Below are 13,734 nucleotides of genomic sequence, written 5' to 3' on the forward strand. Positions count from 1 at the left end.
ATGCGCGGCCCAGGCATTTTTCTCGCCCAGTTCATCTCGGACGAAGCGCCTTTCGACACCCTGGCCAACATCGCCCAATGGGCGGCGTCCCAGGGCTACAAGGCGATCCAGTTGCCCACACTCGGCACCCGCTACATTGACCTGGCCCGCGCTGCAGAAAGCCAGGCCTACTGCGATGAACTCAAGGCGACCTGCGCCCATGCCGGCGTCGAAATCAGCGAGCTATCGACCCACCTGCAGGGCCAACTTGTGGCCGTGCACCCGGCATTCGACACGCTGTTCGACGACTTCGCCCCGGCCCATCTGCGCGGCCAGCCCCAGGCACGGACCGAGTGGGCCATCGACCAATTGAAACTCGCCGCCCGCGCCAGCCAGCGCCTTGGCTTGACGGCCCACGCGACCTTCTCCGGCGCGCTGCTCTGGCCGTACATCTACCCCTGGCCACAACGCCCCAGCGGCCTGGTGGAGCAAGGCTTTGCCGAGTTGGCCAAGCGCTGGCTGCCGATTCTCGATTGCTTCGAGGCGGCCGGCGTCGACCTGTGCTACGAAATCCACCCCGGCGAAGACCTTCACGACGGCGCCTCTTTCGAGCGCTTCCTCGAAGCCGTCGACCACCATCCCCGGGCCAACATTCTCTACGACCCCAGCCACCTGCTGCTGCAGCAAATGGATTACCTGGGCTTCATCGACCGCTACCACGCGCGCATCCGCATGTTCCACGTCAAGGACGCCGAGTTTCGCCCCGACGCGCGCTCCGGCGTGTATGGCGGCTACCAAGGATGGGTCGACCGCCCTGGCCGTTTTCGCTCATTGGGCGATGGTCAGATCGACTTCAAATCGATCTTCAGCAAGCTCACCCAATACGACTTCAACGGTTGGGCCGTGCTGGAGTGGGAGTGCTGCCTGAAGGACGCGCAACAAGGCGCGGCAGAAGGGGCGGAGTTCATCCGCCAGCACATGATCCGCAAGACCAGCAAGGCATTCGATGACTTCGCCGGCGTGACATCCGACGAGCAATCCAACAGACGGCTGCTGGGCCTGCCCGACGCCTGAACAGCGCTTCTGCCCCAAAATAACAATAAAACGGTGACCACAATGAAAGCGCGACTGAGCGTCATGATGTTCCTGCAATTCTTCATCTGGGGCGGCTGGTTCGTCACCCTCGGCACCTTCCTCGCCAGCAACCTGGGGGCCAGCGGCGGGCAGATCGGCATGGCGTTTTCCACCCAGTCGTGGGGGGCGATCATCGCCCCGTTTATCATCGGCCTGATCGCCGACCGCTACTTCAACGCCGAGCGCATCCTGGCGGTGCTGCACCTGATCGGCGCGGTGCTGCTGTACCAGCTGTACCGCGCGCCGGACTTCGTCGGCTTTTATCCCTACGTGCTGGCATACATGGTCATCTACATGCCGACCCTGGCACTGGTGAACTCGGTGGCCTTCCGGCAAATGAGCGACCCGGCCCAGGAGTTTTCGCGCATCCGTGTGTGGGGCACCCTGGGCTGGATTGTTGCGGGGCTGGTGATCAGCTTTGTGTTCGCCTGGGATTCGCAGCAGTCGATCACCACGGGCGCGTTGCGCAACACCTTCCTGATGTCTGCCATCGCGTCAGTGGTCCTGGGTTTCTACAGCTTCACCTTGCCGCGTACCGCGCCCTTGAAAGCCGAGGCGGGCAAGGGTGATATCAAGCAACTGCTCGGGCTGGATGCGCTGGGGTTGCTCAAGGATCGCAGCTACCTGGTGTTCTTCATCGCCTCGATCCTGATCTGCATTCCCCTGGCGTTCTACTACCAGAACGCCAACCCGTTTCTCGCGGAAATCGGCGTGACCAACCCCACGGCAAAAATGGCCATTGGGCAAGTGTCCGAGGTGCTGTTCATGCTGCTATTGCCGCTGTTCATCCAGCGTTTTGGCATCAAGGTCGCGCTGTTGGTGGGCATGCTGGCGTGGGCGCTGCGCTATGCGCTGTTCGCCTACGGCAATAATGGCGAGCTGGCCTTCATGCTGTTTACCGGGATTGCGCTGCATGGCATCTGCTATGACTTCTTCTTTGTCTCGGGGCAGATCTACACCGACGCCAAGGCCCCGGAGCGCTTCAGGAGTTCGGCGCAGGGGCTGATTACCCTGGCTACGTACGGTGTGGGCATGTTGATTGGGTTCTGGGTGGCAGGGCAGGTGACCGACCACTATGTGGCGGCGGGTGGCAGCCATGACTGGCGCAGCATCTGGTTGTTTCCGGCGGGGTTTGCGCTGGTGATCTTTTTTTGTTTTTCGCTGGCGTTCAAGGGGCGGGAGCGGGTGGCAGCAGAGCCGGCTGATTGACGCATGGCGCCCGCAAAGCGGCGTTGCGCAGCGTTGGTATCGCGCTAGAATGGCCCGGCGCAGCGAGTCGACTGTGTGGCCAGAATGTTTGAAGGAGACGCTAATTGCTGTGCAACCAGTGCGAAGAAGAACACCGGATTGACGAGATGGAGCTGGCGTTTCGACGTCCTGATGCCGTTATGGCGCTATCGCAAGACGACAGAGAGAGTGGGGTCCAGGAGAACAATGACCTGGCCATCATCGGCGGTAAGCAATTTTTCATTCGTGCGTTGCTGCCATTGCCGGTGCTGGGTCGCGAGGAGGTTTTTCACATCGGTATTTGGGTCAGGATCGAGCAGTTGGATTTTGAGCGGGTTTACGAACTCTGGGATGACCCGCAGCAATCAAGCGAACCACCGTTTTCGGTGACGATTGCCAATGACATCCCGGATCTGCCTGCAACATGTGGGCTCCCCGCCATGCTGAACCTGACTGACCCGGCTAACCGGCCAAAGGTGACGCTGATCGCGAGTAACCATCCGCTGTCGCTTGAGCAATGCCGAGGCATTACGGCGCATCGTGCACACGAATATGTGGTGTGGACACGTTGACGCCACTGCCAGTAGAGACCATAAGAAACGCTGCGACCGAATGCCCGACTCTTCATGGATCGACCAACAGTTAAAGTCTGAATAAACGAAGACCTCGTTGTGCGCGCCTGCGCGTTTCTACCCCCTGGGTTTCAGGTATCCTCCGCGCCCGCCAATCACTATTTTCCAAACCATGCCAGAACACAACATGCAGGCCCTGTTGGAGTCGATCCTCGACGAAGTCCGTCCACTGATCGGCCTCGGCAAGGTCGCCGACTACATCCCCGCACTCGCCGACGTGCCGGCCCAGCAACTGGGCATTGCCGTGTATGGCAATGACGGCTCGTCCTACTGCGCGGGCGATGCCCACACGTTGTTCTCCGTACAGAGCATCTCCAAGGTATTCAGCCTGGTGCAGGCCATCGACCATGGCGGCGAGAGCATCTGGGAACGCCTGGGCCACGAACCCTCGGGGCAGCCGTTCAACTCCATGGTGCAGCTGGAGTTCGAGCGCGGGCGGCCACGCAACCCGTTTATCAACGCCGGTGCGCTGGTGATCTGCGACATCAACCAATCGCGCTTTGCCGTGCCGATTTTGTCCATGCGTGATTTTGTGCGGCGGCTGTCGGGCAACCCGCAGATCCTGGTCAACAGCGTGGTGGCCGAATCCGAAGCCCAGCACGGTGCGCGCAATGCCGCCATGGCGTACCTGATGAAGTCCTTCGGCAACTTCCACAATGACGTGGATGCAGTGCTGCACAGCTACTTCAACTACTGCGCGTTGCAGATGAGCTGCCTGGACCTGGCCAAGGCGTTTTGCTTCCTGGCGAATGAAGGCGTGTGCACCCACAGCGGCGAGCAGATTCTGACGGCGCGCCAGACCAAGCAAGTGAACTCGATCATGGCCACCAGCGGGCTGTATGACGAGGCGGGGAATTTTGCGTATCGCGTCGGGTTGCCGGGCAAGAGCGGGGTAGGCGGCGGGATTCTCGCGGTGGTGCCGGGGCAGTTTACGGTGTGCGTGTGGTCGCCGGAGTTGAATGCGGCAGGCAATTCGCTGGCGGGGATGAAGGCGTTGGAGTTGTTGAGCGAGCGTATCGGATGGTCGGTTTTTTGAAGAGACTTGATCGCTCCCACGCTCTGCGTGGGAGCGCTGCCCTGGACGCTCTGCGTCTGCCTTTGTGACGCGGAGCGTCACGGTCTGCATTCCCACGCGGAGCGTGGGAACGAGCTCAGCGCGGGCTGGTTTGCGCGCATCGATCCAGCGCTTTGTCGACCAGCATCTGCACACCTTCCAGCATCCGGCAAATGCCCAGCGCCACGTTGCGCTGGGTACCATCGACTTCGAAGGCCAGGTGAGCGGCGATGACATTGATCGACGCCAGGTCTTGTGAGGCATTGGCCAGCAAGGTTTCCGTGTCCAGGTCCGTACGCACGGTAAATAATCCATCGAACGGTAGCTCGGTGGGTTCAGGCGGTTGGGGTTGGGCGTCAGGTTTCAGATAGTGGTGAATGGCGCGGTAAGCGGCTTCTTGAAGCCGGTCGGTGTGCGGTGGGGGATTGGGGCTGTCTTTAATCATGGTGAAGCTCCGTCGATAAGTGGAGCCACCACCGTTCGCGGTCAAACGAGGAGGGTGGCAGCTGTACGCGGGTTGACCGACCGGTTATCAACGAACCCGGCATACCCGAAGGTATCCCGCGCACAGCCGCCGCGACACGATACCTCAGGCATAAAAAAAACGCCTGGAATAGGTGTGGGCGTTGCAGTCGTCGATTGGTCGGACGGTCAAATCCGGTCGCTGAATTGGCAGCGACTGCGGGAGGTTAGTCAGCCCGGGTCCGACCGACAACCTGAAACAGTTGTCGGAAAAATCCGAGCATGTCTCCCTCAGTCAGAGACGGTCCATGTTGCACAATCGTGTGGTCCTGGCCACCGCCAAGTCGGTGCTCCGGCTATTGATCGCTCCCACGCTCTGCGTGGGAGCGCAGCCCTGGACGCTCTGCGTCTGCCTTTGTGACGCGGAGCGTCACCGTAGGCATTCCCACGCGGAGCGTGGGAACGAGCTTAAAATCCGAGTGCGTCTCCCTGTCGAGGAGAGTGCTGCTACCATCGACGCAATCCCTCATCAGTCAGAGACAATCCATGTTGCCTAATCGCGTGGTCCAGGCCGCCGCCAAGTCGGTGCTGCAGCAGCTCGTTACGCGGATCACGCCACAGTCCACCGAAGCCTCCATCGCCGAAATGGCGACGCAGATGCTCGCGGATTCCGGCTATCCGCAGACCTGGTATTACGACTGCCCGGCCTTCGTATTGCTGGGTTCGCGCAGTGCGCTTTCGGTGTCGGGACGCGACTATCGGCCCAGTGATGAAGCCGTTGGTTTACACAATCTGATCACGGTGGATTTGAGCCCGAGAGCAGGCAATGTGTGGGGCGACTGTGCCCGCTCTTTCTATGTGGAGGAGGGCGTGTGCCGGGCGGTGCCGGTGGGGGCCGAGTTCAGCAGGGGTCATGAAGTCGAGCACCTGCTACACGCGATGATGCGCACATTCGCCCGGCCTGAAACCACGTTCAACGATCTCCACGCGTTCGCCAATGACCTGATCGCATCCGAGGGTTTCGAGAACCTCGATTTCGCCGGCAACGTCGGCCACAGCATCTGCGAGCAGCGTGACCAAAGGCTCTACATCGAGGCGGGCAATCATCGGCGCCTGGAGGAGGTAACGTGCTTTACCTTCGAGCCGCATGCTCGCGAGCGAGGCGGTCGCTGGGGCTACAAGCATGAAAATATCTATTTCTTCAGCGATGAGGGAAAGGTCTGCGAGCTTTGACGAAGGCGCCGGTCTCCTGAGGACACGCGGCGCCTTCGGTTTTTTCGCGAGCAAGCTCGCTTCTACAGGGAGAGGCGATCCAGCAGGCTGTACCACGCCACGCCCGCGCCGATGTAGAAGCGTTGCAAGCCATGCAGTGGCAACCGCTGCAAAGGCGTTACCGGGTAAGCGAAGTCGGAGCGGCTGTCACACAAGCGCCCGGCCAATTGCTGGCCGAGGCTGGTGCACAGGGCTATCCCGCGTCCGTTACAGCCCAATGCCAGGGTCAGGCCGGGTGCGGGCTCGTGGACGTGGGGCATAAAGTCCCGGGTGATCGCGATCCGGCCCGCCCAGCGGTACTCGAAGTCCAGCTTGCCCAGCTGGGGAAACAACAGTGCCAGCGAGCGCTCCAGGTGCGCAAAATCCGCGGGCCCGGTGGGATCTTCGAACAACCCGCGCCCGCCCATCAGCAGGCGGCCATGGGCATCCTTGCGAAAGTAAAGCAACAGGCGCTGTGCGGTTGAGACGGTTTCCTGCCCCGGCAAAATGCTCTCGGCCGCAGGCCCGCTCAAGGGCCGGGTGGCGACGATAAAACTGTTGGCCGCGAGCACACTCTGGGCCATGCCGGGCCACAAGTCGCCGCTGTAGCCGTTGGTGGCCAGTACCACCTGGCCGGCCGACACCTGCGCGCCGCTCGCGGTCTGCAACTTCCAGCCCGCGCCCGCCTGTTGCATCGCGGTCACTGCGCTCTGCCCATGAATGCGCACGCCCGCCGCCTGGGCTGCACGCACCAGGCCCCGAGCATAGGCCAAGGGTTGGATGGCGCCCGCGCGACCGTCCAGCCAGCCACCGGCAAACGCCTGGCTGCCCATGCGGGCGGACACCGCGCCGGCATCCAGGCGCTGCACCGGCACCCCGCGACGTGCCCACTGTTCGGCCCGGGCGTGCAGGCCCGCCACGCCTTTTTCGGAATAGGAAACCTGCATCCAGCCCTTGCGTGTGGGCGCACAGTCAATGCCATGGCGCTCGATAAGGTTGAACACCAGGTCGGCAGAGTTGGACACGATGTTGATCAGTGGCTCGGCGCGCTCGGCACCGTACATCTGCACCAGTTGATCCGGGTCGTATTTGAGTGTCGGGTTGACCTGCCCACCATTGCGCCCGGACGCGCCCCAGCCGGGCTCGTTGGCCTCCAGCACGCACACGCTCACGCCGCGCTCCGCCAGGTGCAGCGCCGTGGACAAGCCGGTATACCCGGCGCCGACGATGGCCACGTCCACCTTCAATGACTCAGCCAACGCGGGTGTTTGCGGTGCAGCGTGCGCCGTCGCGGCCCAGAGTGACTTCATGGCAGGCTCCGGGTGTTGGCCGTCGGGTGCAGCACGCGGCGCAGGAAGTCCTGGGTGCGCGGTTGTTGCGGGTTGCCCAGCACCTGCTCGGCCGGCCCGCTCTCCACGATGTAGCCGCCGTGCAGGAAGCACACGCGGTCGGCCACTTCCCGGGCAAAGCCCATTTCGTGGGTCACCACGATCATGGTCATGCCTTCGTCCGCGAGGGTGCGCATGACCTCCAGCACATCGCCCACCAGTTCCGGGTCGAGGGCCGAAGTGGGTTCGTCGAACAGCATGGCGTCGGGTTTCATCGCCAGTGCGCGGGCGATGGCAACCCGCTGTTGCTGGCCGCCGGAGAGTTGTTCCGGGTAGGCATCGGCCTTGGCCGACAGGCCGACTTTATCCAGCAGCGCCAAGGCTTCTTCCCGGGCCTGTTGCAGCGGTTCGCCCTTGACGTACACCGGGCCTTCCATCACGTTTTCCAGCACGGTGCGATGGGGGAACAGGTTGAAGCGCTGGAACACCATGCCCATGCGGCTGCGCAGGGCGTGTACGGTCTTGCTGCCACGTTGCACGGTTTCGCCGAACACGTTGATGGTGCCGCCGTCGTAGGCTTCCAGGGCGTTGATGCAGCGCAGCAGGGTGGATTTGCCCGAGCCGGACGGGCCGATCAGGCACACCACTTCGCCCTTGGCCACGTCCAGGTCGACGCCGTGCAGCACGCGATGGGTGCCGTAGTGTTTTTGCAGTTGGCGAATCTCGATCATGCTTTTTTCCTCCGGCCCAGGTGCTGTTCCATGCGGCGCAGGCCATACACCAGCGGCAGGCTCATCAGCAGGTAGAGCAGGGCGACCAGGGTGTAGACGGTCATGTTCTGGAAGGTGGACGAGGCGATCAGTTGGCCCTGGCGCGTCATCTCGGCCACGGTGATGGTCGACACCAGCGATGAGTCCTTGAGCATCATCACCAGGGTGTTGCCGTAGGGCGGCAAGGCGATGCGAAACGCCTGGGGCAGGATCACCCGGCGCATCATCAGCACCGAGCGCATGCCCAGGGCTTCGGCGGCTTCACGCTGGCCCTGTTCGACGGCGATGATGCCGGTACGGAAGTTCTCCGCCTGATACGCCGAGTAGGCGATGCCCATGCCGATCACACCCGCCTGGAATGCACTGAGGTGCACGCCCATGTCCGGCAGCACGAAGTAGATGTAGAACAGCTGCACGATGATCGGCAGGCCGCGAATCACATTGATCACGGTGCTCGCTGCCCACGACAGCGCCTTGATCGGCGACAGTTTGAGCAGCGCCAGCACCAGGCCGATCGCGCTGCTGAGCAGGAACGACAGCACGGTGATCTGGATCGTCACCCAGGCGCCTTGCAGCAGGATCGGCAGGAAGTCCTGGGCGTTTTGCAGGAATTCAGCCGGGTTCATGGCTGCACCTGGGCATCAAGCCCCCACTTCTTCAGGATCGCGTCCAGGGTGCCGTCGGCCTTGATGCTGGCGATGGCCTGGTTCAGGCGTTCGAGGGTTTCGCTGTCGCCTTTGCGCACCACCAGGCACACCTCGCCGACGTTCACCGGCTTGTAGTCGGCGGCGAGCTTCACGCCCTTGAACAGCTTCTGGCGGATCTGGTACGCCACCACCGGCTGGTCACCCACGGCGGCCTTGATGCGGCCCAGGCTCAGGTCGCGGACCATTTCGCCGATGGAGTCGTAGGTGCGGATTTCCTTGAAGATCCCCAGCTTGTTGAGCATGTCGTAGAAGATCGTGCCGGCTTGTACGCCCACTACCTGGTCCTTCAAGGAGCTGAGGTCGGTATAGGTCGCATTGTCGTCGGCACTCACGATCAGCCCTTCACCGTAGGCGTACACCGGCGCGCTGAAGTCCACCACCTGGGCACGCTCCGGGGTCTTGAGCATGCCGGCGGCGATGAAGTCGAGCTTGCCCGAGGTGAGGGACGGGATCAGCGCGGCAAAGTTGGTCTGCTCGATTTCGCTGGTGAAACCACCGGCCTTGCCCACTGCGTTGGCGACGTCGACCATCACGCCCTGGATGCTGTTGCTCTTGATGTCGAGGAAAGTGAACGGCGAACCGCTGGCCGTTGCACCGACTTTGTACGAGGCTGCACCGGCGGCGTGCACGGTGGCCACGCAAAAGGTGGCGCAAAGACCGAAGGCGAGGCGGCGAAACAAGGGCGAAAGACTGTTCATCGGGTTACTCCAGAAGGAAAACGGATCGTCAGTACCGCGAGCGGTTACCGAGCAAACCGCAAGCTCTGTGCCATTTCGATTAAATAAAATCGTTTTACGCTACTGAAATTAAACAAAATGAACCATTCGTATCGGTATGCGATTTTTAGTGGTCGAATTTCGCGATTTCGTGTAGAAATATCGCCACGCTTGATCGACCTGACCGCGAGTTCGCCATGTCCGAAGAACGCAACAGCTTGCACAACCAATCCCTGGAAAAGGGCCTGTCGGTGCTCAAGGCATTCAGCGCCCAGCGCCGCAGCATGAGCCTTGCAGAGGTGGCCGAGGCTGCCGGCATGACCAAAAGCTCGGCCCAGCGCATGGTGTTTACCCTCGAGAGCCTGGGTTACCTTCGGAAACACTCGCGCACCCGTCATTACCAACTCACACCACGGGTGCTGGAGTTGGGCTTCAGTTATCTGGATGCGCATTCGCTGATTGAAGTGGCCAACCCGTTCCTCTCGGAATTGACCCGCCTGACGGGAGAAACCTCGTGCCTGACCGAGCCTGCGGGTTACGACATGACGTATATCGCGCGGTTTGTCAGCTCGGGCTTCGTGCCGGTACACATGCCGATTGGCTCGCGGGTGCCGATGTATTGCACGGCGTCGGGGCGCGCGTATCTGAGTGCGTTGCCGCAGGATGAGGCGCTGGCATTGATCGAGCACAGCCAGCGGGTGGCGCACACCAGCCAGACGTTGACTGAGGTCGACAGGATCATGGAGTCGTTGCAGCAGGTGCGCGAGCAGGGCTATGCGGTGAATGGCCAGGAACTGTTCCTGGGCGACATGACCATCGGCGCGCCGGTGCTGGGGGCGAATGGTCGGCCGGTGGCAGCGGTGCATGTGGTGGCGCCGACCAGTCGCTGGAGCCGGGCGGATGCAGAGAAGCAGTTGGCGCCGGCGTTGTTGCAGTGCTCAAGGGCGTTGAGCAATTCGGCGCGTAACCTGGAGTAACCCGCTCTCAAGAACACAGCAAATCCAAAATGTGGGAGCGGGCTTGCTCGCGAATGCGGTGTATCAGTCGCCAGATGCAGTGACTGGCACACCGCATTCGCGAGCAAGCCCGCTCCCACATTTTGATCTTCATCATTCTTTGAGATTGGTGTGAGCCCCAACAAAAAATGCGCCCCTGAGGGCGCATTTTTTTGTTCGGTCAACTATCGCCTGTCAGGCAATCGCATCCCAGGCACGGTCACCGTTCTCGTCTTTGATCCGAGTCGGCAAGCCCATCACGTCCAGCGCCTTCAGGAACGGCTCAGCCGGCAGTTCCTCGACGTTGGCCATGTGCTTCACGTCCCACTCGCCACGGGCAACCAGCAGCGCTGCGGCTACCGGCGGTACGCCGGCGGTGTAGGAAATACCCTGGCTGTCGGTCTCGGCGAAGGCTTCTTCGTGGCAGGCCACGTTGTAGATGAACAGCTCGCGTGGCTGGCCATCCTTGGTGCCCTTGACCAGGTCGCCGATGCAGGTCTTGCCGGTGTAGCCAGGCGCCAGCGACGACGGGTCGGGCAGCACGGCCTTGACCAGTTTCAGCGGCACGACTTCCAGGCCTTCGGCGGTGGTGACCGGTTTTTCGGAGAGCAGGCCGAGGTTTTTCAGCACGGTGAACACGTTGATGTAGTGTTCGCCGAAGCTCATCCAGAAACGCACATTGGGCACGTCGAGGTTTTTCGACAGCGAGTGCACTTCATCGTGGCCGGTCAGGTACAGGTTCTGCGAACCGACCACAGGCAGGTCGTCGGTGCGTTTGACTTCGAACATGGTGTTGCTGGTCCACTGGCTGTTCTGCCAGCTCCACACCTGTCCGGTGAATTCGCGGAAGTTGATTTCCGGGTCGAAATTGGTGGCGAAATATTTGCCATGGGAGCCGGCATTGACGTCGAGAATGTCGATCGAATCAATACGGTCGAAATGCTTTTGTTGCGCCAGCGCTGCATAAGCGTTGACCACACCCGGGTCGAAGCCCACGCCAAGGATGGCCGTGATGTTCTTCTGTTTGCACTCTTCCAGGTGGTTCCATTCGTAGTTGCCGTACCACGGCGGGGTCTCGCAGACCTTGCCCGGCTCTTCGTGGATGGCGGTGTCGAGGTACGCCACGCCGGTGTCGATGCAGGCACGCAATACCGACATGTTGAGGAACGCGGAACCGACGTTGATGACGATCTGCGATTCAGTCTCGCGGATCAGTGCCTTGGTCGCTTCCACGTCCAAAGCGTTCAGCGCGAAGGCCTGGATGTCGGCGGGTACCTTGAGGCTACCCTTGGCCTTGACGCTGTCGATGATGGCCTGGCATTTGGAGATGTTGCGCGACGCGATAGCAATACGACCGAGTTCGTCGTTGTGCTGCGCGCACTTGTGGGCCACCACCTTGGCGACACCTCCTGCACCAATGATAAGAACGTTCTTTTTCAATTGCTTTATCTCTCCTTTATCTGTCCGCTTTACGAAAGGCTGGACAGGTAGTCGTCGTAACCAAATTCACGAACCACTTCGACTGTACCGTCGAGTTGTTTCACTACGATGGACGGCATTTTCAGGCCGTTGAACCAGTTTTTCTTGACCATGGTGTAGCCTGCCGTGTCGATGAACGACAGTCGATCGCCGATGGCCAGCGGCTGATCAAATTGGTACTCACCGAAGATATCCCCGGCCAGGCACGACTTGCCGCACACCATGTAGGTGTGTTCGCCATTGCTCGGCGCCAGCTTGGCGTTGAGGCGATAGATCAGCAGGTCCAGCAGGTGGGCTTCGATGGAGCTGTCTACCACGGCGAGGTTCTTGCCGTTGTAGAGGGTGTCGAGCACGGTCACTTCCAGGGAGGCGCTGTTGGTGATCGCCGCTTCGCCGGGTTCCAGGTACACCTGCACGTCGTACTTCTGCGAGAACGCCTTGAGGCGCTGGCAGAAGGCGTCGATGGCATAGCCTTCACCGGTGAAGTGGATGCCGCCGCCGAGGCTGACCCAGTTGACCTTGTGCAGCAGCGCGCCGAAGCGTTCTTCGATGGTGTTGAGCATCTGGTCGAACAGGTTGAAATCACCGTTCTCGCAGTTGTTGTGGAACATGAAACCGGAGATTTGCTCGATCACACCTTCGATCTTCACCGGGTCCCACTCGCCCAGGCGGCTGAACGGGCGCGCCGGGTCGGCCAGCAGGTAGTCGGAGCTGCTCACTTGCGGGTTGACGCGCAGGCCGCGGGTCTTGCCTTCGCTGCGCTCGGCGAAGCGCTGCAGCTGGCTGATGGAGTTGAAGATGATCTTGTCGCAGTTGTCGAGCATCTCTTCGATTTCATCGTCGGCCCAGGCCACGCTGTAGGCGTGGGCTTCACCTTCGAACTTCTGGCGACCCAGCTTGAGCTCGTACAGCGACGACGAGGTGGTGCCGTCCATGTATTCCTGCATCAGGTCGAACACCGACCAGGTGGCGAAGCATTTGAGGGCCAGCAGAGCCTTGGCGCCGGACTGTTCGCGCACGTAGGCGATCTTCTGCATGTTGACCAGAAGCTTCTGTTTGTCGATGAGGTAGTACGGCGTTTTGATCATTTTCAGAGCCTGCGGCGGTGCCTGCCAAAAAAGGACACGCATTGTGCCCGCACTTGGGACAGATCGAAAGGTTAGTCAGCGGAATTTGCTGGCCCGGTTATAAGCTGGCCTGTGAATATGACAGCCCGTAGGTATGATGAGCCGCTTTGATAACGGACCACGGCTTGGGCGACGAGAGGTGAGAATGGACGCATGGACGCTGCATTGGCTGGAAGCTTCGGGGAGCCTGGCGCAGTTTCGCCCGGAGTTGATCCGAGAGTTTGAGGTTGCCTACGAGGCAATCGCGCAACTGCTGCCGCCGCCGCGGCTGGACATCCTGATCCAGCGGTTGCCGGGGGAGACCCTTCCGGAACTCGGCCTGGTGGGCCGTGCTTATCGCAGCACGATGTTCAGCATGACCCTTGATCCCGATAACCCGAATTTCCTCACCAGCCTGCAAAGCGGTGCATTGCGTCGACACGTGGTGCATGAGGTGCACCATTGCCTGCGCATGGCGGGCCCCGGTTATGGCTGGACGCTGGGGGAGGCGATGGTCAGTGAGGGCCTGGCCGGGCAGTTTGTGCGGCAGGTGCTGGGCAGTGAGCCGGAGTTGTGGGAGCGGGCGCTTGCCCCCCAGGAACTGCTGAGTGCCCCGGTAGACCGCCAGCTTCTCGAGGCCACGTATTACGACCACAGTGAATGGTTCTTTGGTACCGGCGCGCGGCCAAGATGGCTGGGATACACGCTGGGCTACCAGATGGTGGAGGCCTGGCTGGCAAAACAGGGCGACGTGGACGCCGCCACATGGGTCAATGTACCCGCCCAAGACATACTCGCCAATGCCGCCAAAGCGGGGTTGGTGGCCTGACTTTGAAACACAAGCCCACCAAACAACCCCTATCCCCTGTGGGAGCTGTCGAGCCTCAGCGAGGC

The 13,734-nt window shown here is 61.3% G+C and carries 14 protein-coding genes; 7 read left to right on the forward strand and 7 right to left on the reverse strand.

Annotated elements, in window-relative coordinates:
- The 4 genes from HX815_RS10115 (at position 1) to glsB (ending at position 4,008) form a co-directional block, all read left to right on the forward strand.
- Positions 1–1,053 (forward strand): sugar phosphate isomerase/epimerase, encoded by a 1,053-nt coding sequence (locus HX815_RS10115; RefSeq protein ID WP_008435420.1) that lies wholly within the window; start codon positions 1–3, stop codon positions 1,051–1,053.
- A 42-nt stretch (positions 1,054–1,095) separates the two neighbouring features.
- Positions 1,096–2,322, forward strand: coding sequence for a nucleoside permease (locus HX815_RS10120; RefSeq protein WP_087694232.1), 1,227 nt, complete (start codon positions 1,096–1,098; stop codon positions 2,320–2,322).
- 104 nt (positions 2,323–2,426) lie between these two features.
- Complete coding sequence (locus tag HX815_RS10125) at positions 2,427–2,912, forward strand: DUF2199 domain-containing protein (protein ID WP_102605798.1); 486 nt, start codon at positions 2,427–2,429, stop codon at positions 2,910–2,912.
- 187 nt (positions 2,913–3,099) lie between these two features.
- Complete coding sequence (gene glsB / locus HX815_RS10130; RefSeq protein ID WP_003211397.1) at positions 3,100–4,008, forward strand: glutaminase B; 909 nt, start codon at positions 3,100–3,102, stop codon at positions 4,006–4,008.
- Positions 4,009–4,123: 115 nt separating this feature from the next.
- Here glsB and HX815_RS10135 read toward each other — a convergent pair whose 3' ends face one another.
- Positions 4,124–4,471, reverse strand: coding sequence for a DUF6124 family protein (locus HX815_RS10135; RefSeq protein WP_003211399.1), 348 nt, complete (start codon positions 4,469–4,471; stop codon positions 4,124–4,126).
- A gap of 563 nt (positions 4,472–5,034) precedes the next feature.
- Here HX815_RS10135 and HX815_RS10140 point away from each other — a divergent pair.
- Positions 5,035–5,721, forward strand: a complete 687-nt coding sequence (locus HX815_RS10140; RefSeq protein WP_177028144.1) for a M24 family metallopeptidase — start codon at positions 5,035–5,037, stop codon at positions 5,719–5,721.
- Between the two features lie 62 nt (positions 5,722–5,783).
- Here HX815_RS10140 and HX815_RS10145 read toward each other — a convergent pair whose 3' ends face one another.
- From HX815_RS10145 to HX815_RS10160, 4 genes are read right to left on the reverse strand one after another with little or no spacing between them, the layout of a single operon-like run.
- Positions 5,784–7,049 (reverse strand): FAD-binding oxidoreductase, encoded by a 1,266-nt coding sequence (locus tag HX815_RS10145; protein ID WP_177028145.1) that lies wholly within the window; start codon positions 7,047–7,049, stop codon positions 5,784–5,786.
- Complete coding sequence (locus HX815_RS10150; RefSeq protein WP_087694235.1) at positions 7,046–7,798, reverse strand: amino acid ABC transporter ATP-binding protein; 753 nt, start codon at positions 7,796–7,798, stop codon at positions 7,046–7,048. Before HX815_RS10150 ends, HX815_RS10145 begins: the two co-directional genes overlap by 4 nt.
- Entirely contained in the window at positions 7,795–8,463 is a 669-nt protein-coding gene (ehuD, locus tag HX815_RS10155) for an ectoine/hydroxyectoine ABC transporter permease subunit EhuD (protein WP_008435412.1), read from the reverse strand. Before ehuD ends, HX815_RS10150 begins: the two co-directional genes overlap by 4 nt.
- Positions 8,460–9,242, reverse strand: coding sequence for an ABC transporter substrate-binding protein (locus tag HX815_RS10160; RefSeq protein WP_102605802.1), 783 nt, complete (start codon positions 9,240–9,242; stop codon positions 8,460–8,462). The genes ehuD and HX815_RS10160 overlap by 4 nt, the downstream gene beginning before the upstream one ends.
- A 215-nt stretch (positions 9,243–9,457) precedes the next feature.
- On the opposite strand from HX815_RS10160, the gene HX815_RS10165 reads away from it, so the two are divergent.
- A complete protein-coding gene (locus HX815_RS10165; protein WP_008435411.1) occupies positions 9,458–10,237 on the forward strand; it encodes an IclR family transcriptional regulator in 780 nt (259 codons plus the stop codon).
- 213 nt (positions 10,238–10,450) lie between these two features.
- On the opposite strand, the gene HX815_RS10170 is transcribed toward HX815_RS10165, so the two are convergent.
- Complete coding sequence (locus HX815_RS10170) at positions 10,451–11,695, reverse strand: saccharopine dehydrogenase family protein (protein WP_003211412.1); 1,245 nt, start codon at positions 11,693–11,695, stop codon at positions 10,451–10,453.
- Positions 11,696–11,724: 29 nt separating this feature from the next.
- The gene (locus HX815_RS10175; RefSeq protein ID WP_003211413.1) at positions 11,725–12,822 is read right to left on the reverse strand and encodes a carboxynorspermidine decarboxylase; all 1,098 of its coding nucleotides are present in this window, start codon (positions 12,820–12,822) and stop codon (positions 11,725–11,727) included.
- A 184-nt stretch (positions 12,823–13,006) separates the two neighbouring features.
- On the opposite strand from HX815_RS10175, the gene HX815_RS10180 reads away from it, so the two are divergent.
- On the forward strand, positions 13,007–13,669 hold the full coding sequence (locus tag HX815_RS10180) for a DUF2268 domain-containing putative Zn-dependent protease (protein ID WP_177028146.1): 663 nt from the start codon (positions 13,007–13,009) through the stop codon (positions 13,667–13,669).
- The last annotated feature ends 65 nt before the right edge of the window (positions 13,670–13,734 follow it).

The organism is Pseudomonas sp. E6002 (genome assembly GCF_013385565.1).
Classification (GTDB): domain Bacteria; phylum Pseudomonadota; class Gammaproteobacteria; order Pseudomonadales; family Pseudomonadaceae; genus Aquipseudomonas.